This is a genomic window from Rhodococcus sp. UFZ-B548, assembly GCF_903819475.1.
Classification (GTDB): domain Bacteria; phylum Actinomycetota; class Actinomycetes; order Mycobacteriales; family Mycobacteriaceae; genus Rhodococcus_F; species Rhodococcus_F erythropolis.
Genome location: NZ_CAIJDS010000005.1, coordinates 88,818 through 105,991, shown reverse-complemented (window position 1 = coordinate 105,991; position 17,174 = coordinate 88,818). Strand labels below are relative to the sequence as shown.

Below are 17,174 nucleotides of genomic sequence, written 5' to 3'. Positions count from 1 at the left end.
ATGATTGTCTTTTGTGGATACGCCAACAACGATGTGACGGTACATGTTCCACATGTACCGGTGCTCGGAGAGCGCGTGCAGGCAACGGCCATCAGTCAGATCGACGGTGGAATGAATGCAAATGCTGCGGTATCCGCAGCCCGAATGGGCGCGCAGGTGATCTTTGCCGGTGCCGTGGGCCCGGACGCGCGATCCACCGAGTTTCTCGAAGCCCTCGAGGCTGACGGCGTCGACACCAGTTGGTCGCCGCGAGATGCGTTCCTGTCGACGGCAGTTGTACTCATCGCGCAGGACGGCGATCGCTCCATCATCAGTCAAGACGACCCGAACGATGCCGAACGAATCGGAGTTGTCATCACCCGATTGGCTGCTGCCGGTGGTGGACGGCTGTTCCTCGACGGATACCGTGCGGGCTTCCTGCCAGAGGGATTGCCGGGAAGCGTAAGTCTGGTAATCGATCTGGACGGTTGTGAAAACAAAGCCGCGGCACTGCGCGCATTCGCGCTCGCTGACCACGTCGTCGTAGGGCGTGCCCTGTGGGAAGGCGAGTTCGGGATCGGTTTCGATCAGTGGCAGGCACTGGCCGCCGAACACAACACACACCTGCTGGTGACCGACGGCTCGCGAGGTTGGACACTGGCCACACCGGGCGGCGAGGTGACGAGCGAACCGGCAGTAGTGGTCGACGTCGTCGATGCCGTCGGGGCCGGTGATTGCTTCGGCGGTACGTACATCGCTTTTGTCGACGCCGGGCGCTCACCGGTGGACGCTGCACGACTCGCGGGAGCCTCGGCTGCCTTGGCTTGCGCCACTGCCGGACCCCGTGGATGCCCCACCCGAGATGAATTGGACAGCTTCACAGCAACATTGACCCCTCACACCCTTTTGGAGACTCGATGATGAAACGTGCATTGCCTCTGGCGCTGGGAGCTGCAGTCGCGCTCACGCTCACCGCTTGTGACTCGGCTTCGTCGAGTGACTCGAAGGACGCATCGGGTGGCTCGTCCATCCCGCAGCCGACCCGAGTCGCCGAAAGCTGTGACGGGACGAACGGCAAGCTCAAGGTCGGTCTGGTGACCATCAACCTTCAGGCGCTGTACTTCAACCAGATCAACAATGCCGCCAAGAACGTCGCGGACAAGGCAGGTGTCGACTTGCAGATCATCAGTGGCAACGACGATTCCGTGGCGCAGGCCAACGCCTTCGACAATCTGATCGCCGCCGGAGTCGACGCGATCATCGTCGATGCAATCGACACGGACGGAATCAAGCCGTCGGTGGTCAAGGCCAAGAACGCGGGTATTCCCGTCGTCGCGGTCGACGCGACCATCGACGATCCGGCGCTGTCGACTCAGGTCGGTACGGCCAATGCCGAGGGCGGTGCCAAGATCGGAAACACCTTGGCCGACGTCGCGAACAACACCGGAACGGTCGGTATCGTCGGCGCGCTCAACAGCACTGTCCAGTTGGAGCGGCAGAAGGGCTTCACGGAGACCGTGACCGGCCGCGGAATGACCGTCGGCACCGTCGTGGACGGACGTAACATTCAGGAGAACGCACAGACCGCAGCGGAGAACCTGCTGACCGGCGGTGGCGACATGAAGTACGTCTACGCAACCGGTGAGCCGGCTTTGATCGGACTCGTTGCGGCGGTCAACAGTCAGAAGGCGCAGGATCGCATCGAAGCAGTCGGTTGGGATCTTTCGGATCAGGCGGTAGGCGGACTCAAAGCCGGTTGGCTTAAAGGCGTGGTCCAGCAGAACACCTTCGAATTCGGCCACGAGGCAATGAATTCGGCAATCGACCTGGCTTGTGGTCGCGGCGCTCCGGCGAACATCCCCGTCCCCACCCAGATCGTGACCCCGGAGAACGTAGCCGACTACATGTACTACTTGGAGAAGTAATCATGGCACCTCCACTGATCGAACTCTCGGGCATCACCAAGTCGTACGGACCGGTGAAGTCCCTTCAAGGAGTTGACCTTCGGCTGGCGAAGGGTGAAGTACTCGGAGTTGTCGGCGACAACGGCGCCGGCAAGTCCACCCTGATGAAGATCCTCGCGGGCGCCGTCCAGCACGACGGCGGCGAAATGCGCGTCAACGGTGAACCAGTGCGCTTCTCGACGCCGCTCGACGCGCAGCAGAAGAAGATCGGCATCGTCTACCAGGACCTGGCGCTGTGCGACACGCTCGATGTCGCGAGCAACCTGTTCCTCGGCAGAGAACCGCGAAAAGGTCCATTCCTCGACCGGCATGCCATGCACGAGAAGGCGGCTCACATTCTCGCCGACCTTCATGTCAAGGTGAAGTCGACCTACCAGGAGATCGGGCAACTGTCCGGCGGGCAGCGGCAAACCGTCGCGATCGCCCGCGCTGTTTCCTTTCGGCCAGACGTACTGATCCTCGACGAGCCCACCGCAGCGCTCGCCGTCGCCGAGGTCGAGTCGGTGCTCAAGCTGATCACGGACGTCGCAGCGGCCGGAGTGGGCGTCATTCTCGTGACACACCGCCTGCAGGACCTGTTCCGCGTATGTGACCGAATCACGGTCATGTACGAGGGGCAGAGCGTCGACGACGTTCCGATCGGCGACCTGAACATCGAGTCCCTCGTCGGACTCATCACTCGAACTCCGGTGCCGCAACGGACATCGGCAGCAACACAGGGAGCCACGGCATGACCACTCTCGAGAAGACCCAGGCGCCGATCGAGCGCAAGCTCGCCGCGAAACCCTCCTTGTGGGACAGCGTCAACAAGCCCACCCTCGCGATGCTGGCGGTGACAGTTGCTGTCGCAGCCGTCTTCTCGGCGACCACGTCGTCGTTCCTGACATTCACGAACCTGTCGAACCTGGCAACCCAGATCGCTCCGGTTCTGATCATCGCGGTGGCGATGACTTTCGTGATCACGGCAGGTCAGATCGACCTGTCCGTCGGTGCGATCGTCGCGTTCGTCGCGGCGATGAGTGCCGAGCTTATCCAGGCCGGCGTCGATTCGTCCCTGGTCTTCGTCGCCGCCCCGGTGATGGGTGCGGCCTGGGGCCTGGTCAACGGATGGCTCGCTGCCTATCAGGGCATTCCGCCGTTCATCGTGACTCTGGCGACGATGTCCGTCATTCGCGGTATCGCGCTGTATCGGACCGAAGGATTCTCCGTTCCGGTTCCGGCCGACACTTACTTCGCGAAGCTCGGAACTGCTGAGTTCCTCGGGTTCTCCGCCAGCGCCTGGATTGCTCTCGTCGTCGTGGTCATCGGAGCAATTGCGCTCAACCGCATGCGCTTCGGGCGCTACGTCACCGGTATCGGATCCAACGTCGAATCCGTGCGACGGTCCGGCGTCAACACGCGTCGTGTGCTCATGATGACGCTGGTCTTCACCGGCTTGGCTGCCGGTATCGCGGGACTGCTGATCGCGGCTCGACTGGGCTCGGGTTCGGCCAACTCCGCAACGGGATTCGAGCTCACGGTGATCACCGCGGTGGTTCTCGGTGGCACCAACCTCTTCGGCGGTCGCGGCACCGTGATCGGTACCGTCATCGGCGCTGTCCTGACCGGAATCATCGCCAACGGACTGACCCTGCTCGGTGTGAGCCCGTTCTTGACACCGATCATCACCGGTGTCGTTCTGCTCCTGGCCATCTGGATCAACATGCGGGGACACACCCTGAGCGCGCTGTGGCGACACCTGCAGTCCGCACCCTCGGGGCCTGCACGCTCATGAGCAAGGTTCGTACTGTCACGGGAACTGTGGACAGCTCGGAACTCGGACTGGTTCTCCCACACGAACATCTGCACAACGACGTCACCGGTGCGTACACCGAGGCCCCGGATCCGGTTGTGGCACAGCGGTTGGCCGGTCCGGTACGCGCCGAGGATGCCTGGCTTCTTCACGACAATCCGTATTACAGTCTCGACAATTGTCGAGTCGACGACGCAGCGGCCGTGGTGGAAGACCTTGTGGACTTCGCCCGCCTCGGTGGTCGGACGATCGTCGATCTGACACCGCCGGGACTGGGCCGGGCACCGGAGAAGTTGGCGGAGTTCTCGCGAAAGTCAGACGTGCGAGTGATCATGGGTTCAGGGTGGTACCTCGAGACGACCCATCCGGTCGGGGTCCACGAACTCGGTGTCGACGATCTGGCAGGTTCGCTCGTCGAGGAGTTCGATCCGGCAAAGGAATTGGCACCTGGCGTGATCGGGGAGATCGGAGTCTCCCCGCTCTTCACTCAGAACGAGGCGAAAGCGTTGAGGGCGGCATGCATCGCCCAGCGCGAGGTGGACGTGCCCCTGTTCGTCCACCTTCCGGGATGGCAGCGCGTCGGACATCACGTCGTCGACATCGTGGTCGACGAGATGGGCGTCGATCCGCAAGCAGTGGTCCTGTGCCACATGGACCCGTCCGGACACGACGCCGACTACCAACGATCGCTCGCCTACCGCGGTGTCTTTCTCGAGTTCGACATGATCGGGATGCCTTTCGATTTCCCAGGCGAGGGTCTTTCGCCGCATCCGGCGGAAACAGCCACTGCGGTAGCCGGATTGGTCACCTCCGGTCACGCATCACAGCTCCTGCTCAGTCACGACCTCTTCCTCAAATCAATGCTCAGAAAGCACGGCGGAAACGGATTCTCCTACGTACCACTCGCCTTCGCCGCCCGGTTGGTGCGCGCAGGCGTAGATCCCCAGCAAGTGTCCGCACTGATGCGAGACAACCCGAGGTCGCTCTTCGAGCAGGCCGCGAAAGGAAACAGAAGCAGTCATGGGTAAACGAGTACTGATCGCCGGCGAGAGCTGGATGACGACGTCGACGCACGTCAAGGGCGTCGACGAGTTCAGTGTCCATTCCTACGTCGAGGGAGTCGGTCCGCTTCGGGATGCGCTCACCTCACGTGGCCACGACGTGACACACATGCCCGCACACCTGGTGCCGACGCAGTTCCCCGGTACCGCAGAAGCGTTGTCCCAGTTCGACGTCGTCGTTCTCTCCGACATCGGAGCGAACTCGCTGCAGCTGGCTCCCGGCGTGTTCGACCAGTTCCGCGCCGGCGAGGATCGTCTTGTCGCGCTACGTGACTGGGTGAACGCCGGCGGCTCACTGATGATGATCGGTGGTTACCTCTCGTTCTCCGGGTTCCAGGCGCGAGCAGCTTTCCGCCAGACCGCGATCGCCGAAGTACTGCCCGTGACGATGCTGGCCGAAGACGATCGCGTCGAGACACCGGCCGGGATCGTTCCCACCGTCGTCGATGCTGCTCACCCGGCTCTCGGTGGTGCCGGCGATTCCTGGCCGGCGCTCCTGGGATACAACCGTGTCGTCGCGAAGGACGGTGCCGTGGTTCCCGCCACCATCAACGGCGATCCGCTTGTCGCTGCCGGTGAATACGGCGCCGGACGGTCGATCGTCTTCACCTCGGACTGCTCGCCACACTGGGCTCCGCCGGAGTTCTGTGAGCAGTGGCCTGGATACACCGACCTGTTCGACGGCTTGATCAGTTGGGTCGCCGGCGAATGAGTCGCTCCTCAGACCTGCTCGCGCGGCAGCAGAGTAATCTCGCTGCCGCGCGGGCGGTTCCATTCATCGAGGACACCATCGGCGGGACGTTGAGTGATGAGGGATTCCGCCGGTACCTCGTGATCGAAGAGGCATTCGTACTGACGGCCGTCAAGGTGTTGGGGTTGGTGGTCGCCGAATCCCCGACGCTCGACGACGCGCTCGACCACGTGACGTCGATGTCGAACCTGGTGGGCGAACAGCGCGAGTATTTCGCGCAGTTGCGTTCCCGCTTCCCGTACGCGGGGGACGCAGCGGCTCTGGTCGAGGAGTCGTCTGTGCTGTCGACGCATGCCTTGACCCTCGCTGGCGAAGAGGGCAGGGCGGCGGCCCTGGTGGGCATGTACGCCGCGGAATCCCTGTATCTGTCGTGGTGCCGGGAGGCGGCGGCAGTGAACGTACAGCGCGAACCAGCGTTGCAGGACTGGGTAGACATGCATGTCGCTCCGCCGTTCGTGTCTCAGGTGGCGGTGCTGGCGTGCGAGGTGGACGCCATGCCCGAGTCCGTCACCGACGAGGACCTGGATCGGTGGTTCTCCGGCATGCTGGCCGCAGAGATCGATTTTCACAACGTGGCGGTGTGAGCTACTGCTGTGCGCCTTTATTAACCCCCGGCGGTTAATAAAGGCGCACAGCAAAAGGCCCGTAGGTCGCTTTCGCAACCTACGGGCCTCTTCTTTGTAGCGGGGACAGGATTTGAACCTGCGACCTCTGGGTTATGAGCCCAGCGAGCTACCGAGCTGCTCCACCCCGCGTCGGTGTGAAACCAACAGTACACGACTTCTGGAGGTGCAATTACCACCCCCTGTCACCGGCTGGAGTGAGCGCTTTCCGAGTAGTAACCGCGGATGTGTCCGACTATGCGCTGACGTGCGAGTTCGCCGTCACCCGCGTTGACCGCATCGACCAATCCTCGGTGTTCGTGACGCAGTCGCATGCAGGTGCTCGGCCAGCTGTCGATCTGCACGCCCGCGAGAACGTAGGCCTCGATGGACTCTCGTAGGCCGGTCATCATGGCTGCGATCACCTGATTGCCCGCCGCGTCGGCGAGCGCTACGTGGAATTGCGCGTCGAGTAGTAGGAATTCCTCGGCCGAGAGATCTACGTCATCCATCGAGTCGAGCAGTTCGACGGCTGTGCTGAGGTCGGGTGTCGGGGTCCGCGATGCCAGGGACTGAATCACCTCGGATTCGAGAACGAGTCGTGTCTTCACCACATCCGAGACCGGAAATCCTTGTGCTGCAACCTGCATCCGCATCAGCATGGTCATGCCGCCGGTCGGTTTGGCCACGATCATCGCGCCGGACGTCGGGCCGGAGCCAGTCTGCGCCTTGAGGAGGCCGAGTGCTTCCATGACCCGCAACGCTTCTCGAACCGACGACCGTCCGACGCCCAACTCTGCTGCCAGAATTCTCTCTCCCGGCAGGCGCTGGCCAGGAGACACCTCGCCTGAAACGAGCCGACGTTCGAGGTGGCTCAGTACTTGTTCCCACGCTCGCGGGCTCGGCTCGGTCGGCATGAGGCAAGAGCATAACCGGGTGGACGCCGTTTACGGGGTGGCCTGTCCGGGGATGTATTACTGTGGTCAGACCACACCGACAGATTGCGGGGAACCACATGCGAGTAGCGCTGTTCGCCACCTGCATCGGGGACACGATGTTTCCCGACGCCGTCAAGGCCACCGCCCTCCTGCTCACCCGTCTCGGGCACGACGTCGTGTTTCCGTCCGGGCAGACCTGCTGTGGGCAGATGCACGTCAACACCGGCTACCAGCCGGGCGCGCTGCCACTGGTCGCGAACTACGCCGATACTTTCGGTGATGCGTCGATCGACGCCGTTGTCGCACCATCGGGATCGTGCGTCGGTTCGATCCGTCATCAACACGAGATCGTTGCCGAGCGCTACGGCACCGCGTCGCTGTGTGGGCAGGTGCAGACAGTGAAGGCAAAGACGTACGAGCTTTCGGAATTCCTCGTGGACGTTCTCGGTGTCACCGATGTGGGCGCGTACTTCCCGCACCGGGTCACCTATCACCCGACCTGTCACTCACTGCGCATGTTGAGAGTGGGAGACAAACCACTTCGGTTGCTGCGCAACGTCCGCGACATCGATCTGGTCGAACTCCCGGAAGCAGATTCCTGCTGCGGCTTCGGCGGCACGTTTGCCATCAAGAACGCCGAGACGTCGACGGCCATGTTGGCTGACAAGATTCGCCATGTGGCCGACACCGGCGCAGAGTTCTGCAGCGCCGGAGATTCGTCCTGTCTCATGCACATCGGCGGTGGGATGTCACGACTGCAGATGGGCGCCAAGACCATTCACCTCGCGGAGATTCTGGCATCGGTGGAAAGCCGGGTGCACGCATGAGCGCTGTGACGCTGGGTCTGCCCAGCTTTCCGCCGAGGTCACCCGAAGGTGCAGGGTTCCTGCGAGGTACTGAGAAGTTCCCTGTCGCAGCACATCACGAGCTGGCCAACGCGCAACTGCGACGCAATATCGGCAAGGCAACGCATACCATCCGTGCCAAGCGCATCAACGTAACTGGAGAGCTCCCCGATTGGGAGGAGCTGCGGGATGCGGGTTCGGCGATCAAGGCCGACGTCATGGCGCGGTTGCCGGAACTGCTCGAACAGTTCGAAGCTGCAGTAGTCGCTCGCGGTGGGCAGGTGCATTGGGCAGCGGATGCCAACGAGGCCAACGCCATTGTGACCGAGCTTGTCAAAGCCACCGGCTCCGACGAGGTCATCAAGGTCAAGTCGATGGCAACGCAGGAGATCGGTCTCAACGAGCATCTCGAAACCCAGGGAATCATCGCCTACGAGACCGATCTCGCGGAATTGATCGTCCAGCTCGGCCACGACAAACCGTCGCACATCCTGGTTCCTGCGATCCATCGCAACAGGTCAGAGATTCGCGAGATATTCCTGCGTGAGATGCCAGATGTCGATCCGAACCTCGGGGAGAACCCGGCCGAACTTGCCGCAGCTGCACGAAAGTTTCTGCGCCACAAGTTCATGACGACGCCCGTCGCCGTTTCCGGCGCCAATTTCGGCATCGCGGACACGGGCACTCTGACCGTCGTGGAGTCGGAGGGCAACGGGCGAATGTGCCTGACGCTGCCGAAAACACTGATCACCGTCATGGGCATCGAGAAGATTCTGCCGACCTATCAGGATCTGGAGGTCTTCCTTCAACTGTTGCCGCGGTCGTCGACGGGGGAGCGGATGAACCCGTACACCTCCATGTGGACCGGCGTGACGCCTGACGACGGTCCACAGGAATTTCACCTGGTCCTCCTCGACAACGGCCGGACCGCCGCGCTTGCCGACAAGATCGGGCGGGAAGCCCTGAGCTGCATACGGTGCTCGGCGTGCCTGAACGTGTGCCCGGTCTACGAGCGCACCGGTGGCCACGCCTACGGATCCACCTATCCGGGACCGATCGGCGCGGTACTGACTCCGCAGCTCGCGGGCATGCATGGCAAAGACGATCCGAATTCGACTCTTCCTTTTGCCTCGAGTCTGTGCGGTGCGTGCTTCGACGCCTGCCCGGTCAAGATCGACATCCCGTCGCTGCTGGTCGAATTGCGGCACCAGAAGGTCGAGCAATCCGGTGTCACGGCAGAGTCTTTGGCGATGAAAGCCGCATCTCTGGCGATGTCGACCGAGGGCAGGTGGACGCTGGCTCAGAAAGCTGCCGGGCTCGGACGCGTCGTGGCCGGCAGGAAAGGGAAGATCTCCACGTTGCCCCCTCCACTGAACGGTTGGACAGCTGCCAGAGACATTCCCGCTCCACCCAAGCAGACCTTCCGATCCTGGTGGGACTCCGACGAAGGCCGCGAGGCATTGGACGAGGCTCGTCGTGACGGGAAGGCAGACAGATGAATTCACGTGACGTGGTGCTCGGACGCATTCGTGATGCCATCACCTTGGCGCCCGCCGGTGAAGGCGAGATACCGCGAAACTACCGGACTGGCAGAACCATGTCCGACGGGGAACTCATCGATTTGTTCGTCGACCGTCTGGTGGACTACAAGGCGCACGTTCACCATTGCGCTGCAACAGAAATCGCCGAGGCCGTCGCCGGAATACTGAGACAGCACGGACTGAACACTCTGGGGATCCCCGCCGGCCTCGACCGATCATGGGTAGCCGGGTTCGACGGAACGCTGGTGGTGGACAGCCCGGACGTACCGGTTCCCGAACTCGAGAACCTCGACGCCGTTGTCACCGGCTCGAAGGTAGCGTGCGCCGAGACCGGCACCATCTTCCTCGACGCCGGTCCGGAGCAGGGACGTCGTGCGTTGACTCTGGTACCGGACACACACATCTGCGTCGTGTATCGCAGCAGTGTGGAAGTGGGAGTGCCGGAGGCGATTGCGCGGCTGACGCCGCAGCGTCCCACCACCATGATCAGCGGCCCGTCGGCAACCTCCGACATCGAACTCGAACGCGTCGAAGGTGTACACGGTCCGCGAAATCTGCACGTCGTGATCGTGGATGGCTGATTCCCGCCGAGCGGGAACTCAGGGGCAGTGGGCCACATCAGCGTCTAACGTCCCGGCCATGACACAACTCTTGGCAGGCAAGGTCGTCTTCATCACCGGTGCAGCGCGGGGTCAGGGACGCAATCACGCGATCCGACTCGCGCAGGAAGGTGCCGACGTCATCGCTGTCGACGTGTGCGCGTCGGTGTCCGAAGACGTGGGTTACGCGGCCGCGACTGAAGCCGACCTCGAAGAAACGGCCCGTCTCGTGCGAGCAGAGGGGCGCGAGATCGTCACCGCGGTAGCGGATGTGCGTGACCTCGAGGCGCTGCGGGCGGCGGTGGCGTCGGGCGTCGACAAGTTCGGTCGCCTCGACGTCGTGATCGCCAATGCGGGCATCGCTACGTGGAATCGTTTCTGGGAGATGCCGGAAGAACAGTGGTCGACGCTGGTGGACATCAATCTCAATGGTGTGTGGCGCACGATGGCGGCTGCGGTTCCCTCGATGATCGAGGCGGGCAACGGTGGTTCCATCGTGATCGTCAGCAGTGCTGCCGGCGTCGCCGAAGCGCCTGGTTGTGCGCACTACTCGGCGGCCAAGCACGGTCTCGTGGGTTTGGCTCGCACTGCGGCAACGGAATTGGGTAGCTTCGACATTCGAGTCAACAGCATCCACCCTGGCGCGGTGGAGACCGAGATGGGCAACGATCCCAACGTCGGTAAGGTACTCACTACTCATCCGGAGTACATGAACTCGTACAAGTGGCCGCTCACGTCCGTCCCACGCACCACCGTCGAGGACATCTCCAACGCCGTGGTCTACCTCGCGACGGACCTCTCCCGCGCGGTCACCGGGACGAAGATCGTCATCGACATGGGTCAGACGATGGCGTAGTTGCGCTCAGAGGAGATTGAACTGCGCGACCTCGATGGTGTTCTCGACTGCCTCCGAGAGTGTGCGAATACGTTCGTCGGCGCCTGGCGCGGTCAAAATCGCCAGGCGATCGGCGTCACCCATCGGAATGCTCCTGGCGAGGGCATACAGCCGAGAACCCAGCGGATCCAAGGGATCCGGTGGGACGGGCATTCGCGGAGTCTGTTCGCCGGCCCGAAGTGCGAGCTTTCCCAACATTCCGTACATGAACTCGATGCGCTCGAGGAGCGAGTCGTATTCGTAAGCAGTGACTGGTGTTCCGTTGTTCTCGTCAGGCCACAATTCGACCTCGGCAAGTGGGTAGGGATCGTCCGGCAGCCATCGATTGACCCGGATGCGGTCTTCGGTCCGGCAATACAACTGATACCGCCCGGCACCCATGGCGACATGAGACTCGATCCGAGCCAGAGTGCCGACGTCGTGACGTGATTCGCCGCCACCGACCTCGTGGCCACGAGCGATGAGCACTACTCCGAACAGTGGGCCGTCGGCAGCTTCGAGAACGTTCTCGACCAGTGCGCGATACCGAGGTTCGAAGATGTTCAGGGGCAACACCTCACCCGGTAGCAAAGCGGAGCCGAGCGGAAACATGGGGAAGATGGGCATCAGGGGATTCTCAACCTCGGAATCGGAGGGGCGGGGAAATCGCCGGGGCGATCGATTTCGGCGAGCAGGTGCTCGGACCACGTCAGTAGACCGGGGATATCGAGGCCGTGCGGACTCTCGACCTCGTAGTGCCTGATGCGGTCGTGACCCTGGCCGAGGAGTGAGACGGCACCGGTGTTGTTGCCCCGAAGTAGATGGGTGAGCCCGACGGCCAATTGAGCCAGTCCCTGCCACAGGTCACGCTCCTCGGCGGGAGCGTCCTTCCACGTTCCTTCGAAAATTTCGTGCGCGTGAAAAGGCATCCCGTGGTCGAGAAGACGCTGAGCCTCGGTGATCGACTCGTCCGGCGGGAGGCGCACATCGTCGGGAATGCGCGGGACGCCGCCCGCTGCGTCACGTGGCAGTGGACGGCCGAGTCCGTCGCGGGGCCGCGAATTGAGGGGCTTTCCAGCGGCGTCCCGGTCGCGTTCGGTCATACACTCAGCCTAACGGCAGCACCTCGGACGAACCCGCCGAAAGTTTTTTCGAGTCGCCTGTCGATTCCGGGGAGAACCGTTCGTCGTCATGTTGTAAGGCAAGAAAGCCGGAAGAGAAACAACAGACAAAGGAGTCAGTCATGAAGTACATGTTGCTCATCTACACCGCACCCGGCGGAGACACCGAACCCCAGTGCACGTTCGAGGACTGGCAGCAATACGACAAGGAAATGAAGGATGCCGGTATCTGGGTGTCCGGCGATGCCCTCGCCGACCTGACCACCACGACAACGGTTCGAGTCTCGCAGTCCGGAGAAAAGACCGTCACCGACGGACCCTTCGCTGAAACCCGTGAAATCCTCGGCGGCTACGACGTCATCGACGTTCCCGATCTGGATGCGGCGCTGGCCTGGGCCGCGCGGTGCCCCGGCGCGCGCGACGGCGGCAGCGTCGAGGTGCGTCCACTGGCCGGGTTCGGGGACTGATGCGCCGTGGACGAGCAGGCTGAGAACTCCATCGAGTCAGTGTTCCGGGAGGAACGTGGACGACTCTTGGCCTCGCTCGTCCGCCGTTTCGGTGATCTGGATCTGGCCGAGGAAGTTACCTCCGAAGCCGTCGAGGCCGCGTTGGTGCACTGGCCGGTGGACGGAGTGCCGGCCAAACCCGGCGCCTGGCTGCTGACCACGGCGCGTCGCAAAGCCGTCGACAGGCTTCGTCGTGATCAGGCCTATGCGGCGCGATTGGCGGTGATGCAGGTGGACGCCGATCGTGCCGACCCGGCGCCGCCCACGGTCGACGGAGAACTTCCCGACGAGCGGTTGCAGCTGTTCTTCACCTGCTCGCACCCAGCGCTGGCCGAGGACGACCGAATCGCACTCACCTTGCGTTGCCTCGGCGGGTTGACGACGCCCGAAGTTGCTCGGGCCTTCCTCGTGCCTTCGGCGACCATGGCGCAGCGGATCGTGCGTGCGAAGAAGAAGATACGTCAGGCTCGGATTCCCTTCCGAACTCCCAGCGCCGAAGAACTCCCGGAGCGCCTGCCTGGTGTTCTGCAGGTGATCTACTCGGTCTTCACCGAGGGGTACGCCGCCAGTTCGGGGCCGGATCTGCAACGCGTCGACTTGGCGGTAGAGGCAATCAGGCTGGCGAGGATCTTGCGCGCTTTGCTTCCCGATGAGCGCGAGATCGCCGGGTTGCTGGCGTTGATGCTCCTCGTCCACGCGCGTCGAGATGCCCGTACCGACGCCGGTGGCGGGATCGTCCTACTCGAAGATCAGGATCGCGGGTGCTGGGACCAGCCGATGATCGAGGAAGGCAGCGACCTCGTCGTGGTCGCGTTGACCGGGGGAGCGCCGGGGCCGTACGGGGTGCAGGCTGCCATCGCCGCATTGCATGACGAGGCTGCGGATCTGGAGAGCACCGACTGGCCGCAGATCTGCGCGCTCTACGGAGTGCTCCTCACGTTGACGCCTTCGCCTGTCGTCGCAGTCAACAGGGCAGTAGCGCTGGCGATGCGCGACGGCGAGGAGGTTGGGCTGGCAGCGTTGGAAGAACTGGCAGCGGAGCCCAAACTTGCCGACTACCACCCGTATCACCTCGCGCGCGCCGAACTGCTCGCGCGGTTGGGGCGCACCGACGCGGCAATGTCTGCATACCGACGTGCGCTGAATTTGGTTGGTACGGAACCGGAGCGGGCCTACTTGGAGCGTCGGCTCGGTGAGATCTCTGACTGATCGGTGGTTATTGCGGGACGTCGAGATCGAAGTACAGGGTCTCGGACCAGTAACCGAGGCCGAGTTCGCGTAGCGGTTCCTCGACGCTCTCCTGAGTCGGCGTGAACAGCCGCTCCCAGAAGCGCGGCTTGGCGGGTGCGAGCGTGGCCAAAGCTGCCTCCATCTCGGCGTCGATGTCCGCCAGACCGGTCATCAGTGCCGTGCCCTGTTCGGCGAACGGTTCGTCGTCCATGTCGAAGATCTCGCCACACTCGAGGACGAAGTAGTGGTCGGGCTCGGTGTGGCTGCGCAGGAAACGCAGCGCATCGCCGGCCATCGTGCCGAGTTCGGGGTGATCGATTCTGCCGAGGAAGTCTTCGAGCCGGGCGATACCAGGACCACAGGCCGCGGTGACCGCGATCAGGTCTGGGGTGTCGTCCCAGATGACCGACTGGTGGGCGAAGGGATTCACGGACACAAGGATCCTCGGGACCAGCGGTATCGCGTACGACCACTCGGAGATACCGGTGAGACCTCGGGCGCGAGCGGCAGCCGGATTCTCATGCGGAGCAACAGGGGTCGAGTAGAGATAGGTGCGGTTGGCCACTGGCCGAGTCCTTTCTGCGGTCGGTGTCACCTGATTCAGGCGGCGCCCACCATCCTCAATGCCAGGTCTCCGTACAGTTTTCCAATGTCTTCCGGATTCGTGTAATTGCCGGCCGGGAACCAGCGGCACACGTCGACGCACAGCGACATCAAGGCGAGGGTGACGCCTTCGGCATCGGGGATCGTGAAGTCGCCCGACTGGACGCCGGCGTCGACAACCTCCCGGACCACCCGCGTCGTGCTGCGGCGAAGCGCGACGACGGTTCGGTAGTGCTCTGGTGTGAGTGCAGTGAGTTCGTATTGGACGACGCGAGCGAGTGAGTGGTGCCCGGCCTGCCAACTGGCGAAGGTGCTGACCAGTTCCTGGAGGCGAACGGACGGCTCTTCACCCGGTCTGTCGGCGCCCTCGACCACCTTCAACGCTTCGGTGTGCCCTTCGAAGCTGATCGCGAAAAGCAGCTCTTCTTTCGAGCGATAGTGCGGGTACATGGCGGCGGGACTCATGTCGAGTCGTGCGGCGATGTCACGGGTGGTGGTGCCGCCGTAGCCCGCGGAGGCAAAAGCGTCCACGGCTGCCGCGCGGATACGGGCCGCAGCTTTGGAGGGGCTGATCACCACGTCAGGTGAATCGCTCACGGTTTCCTCCAGGTGTGACGGATTTCGATGTTGACAATATCCCGCTCTCGATTCACTATAAGCAGATGCTTAGATTCTAAGCGGATGCTTAGGAACATCGTTACGTGTGGCATTGCCACGCCGAAAGGAAGCAACTCGTCATGCGTCGCACTCTGTACGGACCCGATCACGAGGCATTTCGCGAATCTGCCCGCGAATTCGTCAACCGGAACATCCTTCCGGTCGCAGAGAAGCTGATCGACCAGCGCTTCATCGATCGTGAAATCTGGCTCGAAGCGGGACGCAACGGCTTCCTCGGACTCGAGGTTCCAGAGGCGTACGGCGGAAGCGAAGCCGGCGACTACCGCTTCAACGCTGTTCTGGCCGAAGAACTCTCGCGTGCCAGTGCAGCTGTCGCCTCGAGCTTCGGCATTCACGCCGACGTCGTTGCTCCGTACCTCGTTCAGCTCACCACCGAAGAGCAGAAGCAGCGTTGGCTGCCCAAGTTCTGCACCGGTGAGATGCTGACGGCCATCGGCATGACCGAGCCTTCCGGCGGATCCGACCTCGCCTCGCTCAAGACCACTGCGGTCAAGGACGGCGACGACTGGATCATCAACGGCTCCAAGACCTTCATCACCAACGGCTACAACGCTGATCTCGTGATCGTGGCGGCGCGGACCAGTCCCGAGAAGAAGTCCAAGGGCATCACGCTCTTTGCCGTCGAAACCGGCATGGAAGGTTTCGAGCGCGGACGCAAGCTCGACAAGGTCGGCCAGCACGAGTCCGATACCGCCGAACTGTTCTTCGAGAACGTTCGCGTGCCGTCCACCAACATCATCGGTGAGATCGACCGCGGGTTTATCCACATGATGGAAATGCTGCCGCAGGAGCGCGTCGGCGCTGCGGTGTCCAACATCGCGCACGCTGCTCCGATCCTCGAAGAGACGCTGCAATATGCCAAGGACCGCAAGGCTTTCGGTCAGCCGATCGGCTCGCTGCAGTGGAACAAATTCCTTCTCGCGGATCTCGTGACCCGCATCGAGGTCACCCAGGCTTACGTCGACAACTGCGTCGCAGCACACGCTGCCGGCGAGCTGACCGCCATCGACGCCGCCAAGGCGAAGTGGTGGACCGCGCAGGTTCAGAACGAGGTCCTCGATCACTGTGTTCAGTTGCACGGCGGCTACGGCTTCATGACCGAGTACCGCGCCGCTCGCGCGTGGATGGACGCCCGCGTCACCAAGATCTGGGCCGGATCCAACGAGATCATGAAGGAACTCATCGGCCGCGATCTCGGCCTGTAATTTCGCAACTGCAGTCCATATGTCACTGCAGTCCATACGTCACTTCCCGAACCCGACGACACAGGAGCATCACCGCGCATGTCTGTTCTCGACAAGTTCTCTCTGACCGATCGAGTGGTCATCGTGACCGGTGCGTCGTCGGGCCTCGGGGTGGCGTTTGCGAAAGCCGCAGCAGAGGCCGGCGCGGACGTCGTCCTCGCTGCTCGCCGCGTCGACAAGCTCGAAGACACGGCCAAGCTCGTGCGTGACGCAGGCCGCGAAGCGTTGTGCGTGGCCACCGACATCGTCGATCCGGCTCAGGCTCAGAACATGGTCGACGCCGCGATGGAGAAGTTCGGCCGCGTGGACGTACTGGTCAACAACGCCGGCGTCGGAACCGCTGTTCCGGCAACCCGTGAGACCCCGGACCAGTTCCGCGCCGTCATCGACATCAACCTCAATGGGTCCTACTGGGCAGCGCAGGCCTGCGGCCGCGTCATGCTCCCGGGTAGCTCTATCGTCAACATCTCGAGCATTCTCGGATTGACGACCGCCGGACTCCCACAGGCCGCCTATGCGGCGAGCAAGGCAGGCGTCGTCGGATTGACCCGTGACCTCGCACAGCAGTGGGGAACGCGCAAGGGCATTCGCGTCAACGCGATCGCGCCCGGCTTCTTCAAGTCGGAAATGACAGACCAATACAACGACGGCTACTTGGACGCGATGGCTCTGCGCCTGATCCTCGGCCGCATGGGCGATCCGGAAGAGCTCGCGGCCACCATGGTGTGGCTCGCGTCCGAGGCAGGCGGATACGTCACCGGTCAGACCATCGCCGTCGACGGAGGAATCACCATCACCTGACGCCGATGCCGAGATGTCGCCGGCTTTGCCGTATAAGTAGCTGGT

At 62.9% G+C, this 17,174-nt stretch carries 20 protein-coding genes and 1 tRNA gene; 15 read left to right on the top strand and 6 right to left on the bottom strand.

The window, feature by feature from the left end; genetic code table 11:
- The 7 genes from H7C86_RS07700 to H7C86_RS07670 are packed head-to-tail and all read left to right on the top strand — an operon-like array spanning position 1 to position 6,131.
- Complete coding sequence (locus tag H7C86_RS07700) at positions 1-900, top strand: carbohydrate kinase family protein (RefSeq protein WP_029537090.1); 900 nt, start codon at positions 1-3, stop codon at positions 898-900.
- Entirely contained in the window at positions 897-1,904 is a 1,008-nt protein-coding gene (locus H7C86_RS07695; RefSeq protein ID WP_019745494.1) for a substrate-binding domain-containing protein, read from the top strand. Before H7C86_RS07700 ends, H7C86_RS07695 begins: the two co-directional genes overlap by 4 nt.
- 2 nt (positions 1,905-1,906) lie before the next feature.
- Positions 1,907-2,677: an ATP-binding cassette domain-containing protein gene (locus H7C86_RS07690; protein ID WP_003939830.1), complete on the top strand. Its 771-nt coding sequence runs from the start codon at positions 1,907-1,909 to the stop codon at positions 2,675-2,677.
- The gene (locus H7C86_RS07685) at positions 2,674-3,717 is read left to right on the top strand and encodes an ABC transporter permease (RefSeq protein WP_003939698.1); all 1,044 of its coding nucleotides are present in this window, start codon (positions 2,674-2,676) and stop codon (positions 3,715-3,717) included. Before H7C86_RS07690 ends, H7C86_RS07685 begins: the two co-directional genes overlap by 4 nt.
- Positions 3,672-4,763: a phosphotriesterase gene (locus H7C86_RS07680; RefSeq protein ID WP_259349058.1), complete on the top strand. Its 1,092-nt coding sequence runs from the start codon at positions 3,672-3,674 to the stop codon at positions 4,761-4,763. The genes H7C86_RS07685 and H7C86_RS07680 overlap by 46 nt, the downstream gene beginning before the upstream one ends.
- Positions 4,756-5,508: a glutamine amidotransferase gene (locus H7C86_RS07675; protein ID WP_003939869.1), complete on the top strand. Its 753-nt coding sequence runs from the start codon at positions 4,756-4,758 to the stop codon at positions 5,506-5,508. The genes H7C86_RS07680 and H7C86_RS07675 overlap by 8 nt, the downstream gene beginning before the upstream one ends.
- Positions 5,505-6,131, top strand: a complete 627-nt coding sequence (locus H7C86_RS07670) for a TenA family protein (RefSeq protein ID WP_019745492.1) — start codon at positions 5,505-5,507, stop codon at positions 6,129-6,131. The genes H7C86_RS07675 and H7C86_RS07670 overlap by 4 nt, the downstream gene beginning before the upstream one ends.
- Positions 6,132-6,228: 97 nt before the next feature.
- Here the strand turns inward: H7C86_RS07670 and H7C86_RS07665 are convergent.
- Both H7C86_RS07665 and H7C86_RS07660 read right to left on the bottom strand, forming a co-directional pair.
- A tRNA-Met gene (locus H7C86_RS07665) sits at positions 6,229-6,302 on the bottom strand.
- A 53-nt stretch (positions 6,303-6,355) separates the two neighbouring features.
- On the bottom strand, positions 6,356-7,066 hold the full coding sequence (locus H7C86_RS07660; RefSeq protein ID WP_019745491.1) for a FadR/GntR family transcriptional regulator: 711 nt from the start codon (positions 7,064-7,066) through the stop codon (positions 6,356-6,358).
- Between the two features lie 98 nt (positions 7,067-7,164).
- Here H7C86_RS07660 and H7C86_RS07655 point away from each other — a divergent pair, with 98 nt between their 5' ends.
- The 4 genes from H7C86_RS07655 to H7C86_RS07640 are packed head-to-tail and all read left to right on the top strand — an operon-like array spanning position 7,165 to position 10,928.
- Positions 7,165-7,914, top strand: a complete 750-nt coding sequence (locus tag H7C86_RS07655; protein WP_182261339.1) for a (Fe-S)-binding protein — start codon at positions 7,165-7,167, stop codon at positions 7,912-7,914.
- Positions 7,911-9,431: a LutB/LldF family L-lactate oxidation iron-sulfur protein gene (locus tag H7C86_RS07650; protein ID WP_019745489.1), complete on the top strand. Its 1,521-nt coding sequence runs from the start codon at positions 7,911-7,913 to the stop codon at positions 9,429-9,431. The genes H7C86_RS07655 and H7C86_RS07650 overlap by 4 nt, the downstream gene beginning before the upstream one ends.
- The gene (locus tag H7C86_RS07645; protein ID WP_021345656.1) at positions 9,428-10,054 is read left to right on the top strand and encodes an LUD domain-containing protein; all 627 of its coding nucleotides are present in this window, start codon (positions 9,428-9,430) and stop codon (positions 10,052-10,054) included. Before H7C86_RS07650 ends, H7C86_RS07645 begins: the two co-directional genes overlap by 4 nt.
- A gap of 58 nt (positions 10,055-10,112) precedes the next feature.
- A complete protein-coding gene (locus H7C86_RS07640; protein ID WP_019745487.1) occupies positions 10,113-10,928 on the top strand; it encodes a mycofactocin-coupled SDR family oxidoreductase in 816 nt (271 codons plus the stop codon).
- Positions 10,929-10,934: 6 nt separating this feature from the next.
- Here H7C86_RS07640 and H7C86_RS07635 read toward each other — a convergent pair whose 3' ends face one another.
- Both H7C86_RS07635 and H7C86_RS07630 read right to left on the bottom strand, forming a co-directional pair.
- Positions 10,935-11,573, bottom strand: coding sequence for an LON peptidase substrate-binding domain-containing protein (locus H7C86_RS07635; protein ID WP_003940076.1), 639 nt, complete (start codon positions 11,571-11,573; stop codon positions 10,935-10,937).
- A complete protein-coding gene (locus H7C86_RS07630; RefSeq protein WP_182261338.1) occupies positions 11,573-12,049 on the bottom strand; it encodes a DUF309 domain-containing protein in 477 nt (158 codons plus the stop codon). The genes H7C86_RS07635 and H7C86_RS07630 overlap by 1 nt, the downstream gene beginning before the upstream one ends.
- Positions 12,050-12,189: 140 nt before the next feature.
- On the opposite strand from H7C86_RS07630, the gene H7C86_RS07625 reads away from it, so the two are divergent.
- Together H7C86_RS07625 and H7C86_RS07620 are read left to right on the top strand one after the other, a co-directional pair.
- Positions 12,190-12,534: a YciI family protein gene (locus H7C86_RS07625; RefSeq protein ID WP_007730031.1), complete on the top strand. Its 345-nt coding sequence runs from the start codon at positions 12,190-12,192 to the stop codon at positions 12,532-12,534.
- A 6-nt stretch (positions 12,535-12,540) separates the two neighbouring features.
- Positions 12,541-13,782, top strand: coding sequence for an RNA polymerase sigma factor (locus H7C86_RS07620; RefSeq protein ID WP_182261337.1), 1,242 nt, complete (start codon positions 12,541-12,543; stop codon positions 13,780-13,782).
- Positions 13,783-13,789: 7 nt separating this feature from the next.
- On the opposite strand, the gene H7C86_RS07615 is transcribed toward H7C86_RS07620, so the two are convergent.
- Both H7C86_RS07615 and H7C86_RS07610 read right to left on the bottom strand, forming a co-directional pair.
- Positions 13,790-14,368, bottom strand: a complete 579-nt coding sequence (locus tag H7C86_RS07615; protein ID WP_134998882.1) for a hypothetical protein — start codon at positions 14,366-14,368, stop codon at positions 13,790-13,792.
- Positions 14,369-14,403: 35 nt separating this feature from the next.
- Positions 14,404-15,003 carry a TetR/AcrR family transcriptional regulator gene (locus H7C86_RS07610; RefSeq protein ID WP_020970923.1) on the bottom strand — a complete coding sequence of 200 codons (600 nt, stop codon included), beginning with the start codon at positions 15,001-15,003 and terminating at the stop codon, positions 14,404-14,406.
- A gap of 140 nt (positions 15,004-15,143) precedes the next feature.
- On the opposite strand from H7C86_RS07610, the gene H7C86_RS07605 reads away from it, so the two are divergent.
- Positions 15,144-16,289: an acyl-CoA dehydrogenase family protein gene (locus H7C86_RS07605; protein ID WP_007730036.1), complete on the top strand. Its 1,146-nt coding sequence runs from the start codon at positions 15,144-15,146 to the stop codon at positions 16,287-16,289.
- Positions 16,290-16,367: 78 nt separating this feature from the next.
- Positions 16,368-17,129 (top strand): SDR family NAD(P)-dependent oxidoreductase, encoded by a 762-nt coding sequence (locus tag H7C86_RS07600; RefSeq protein ID WP_182261336.1) that lies wholly within the window; start codon positions 16,368-16,370, stop codon positions 17,127-17,129.
- Positions 17,130-17,174: the final 45 nt, after the last annotated feature.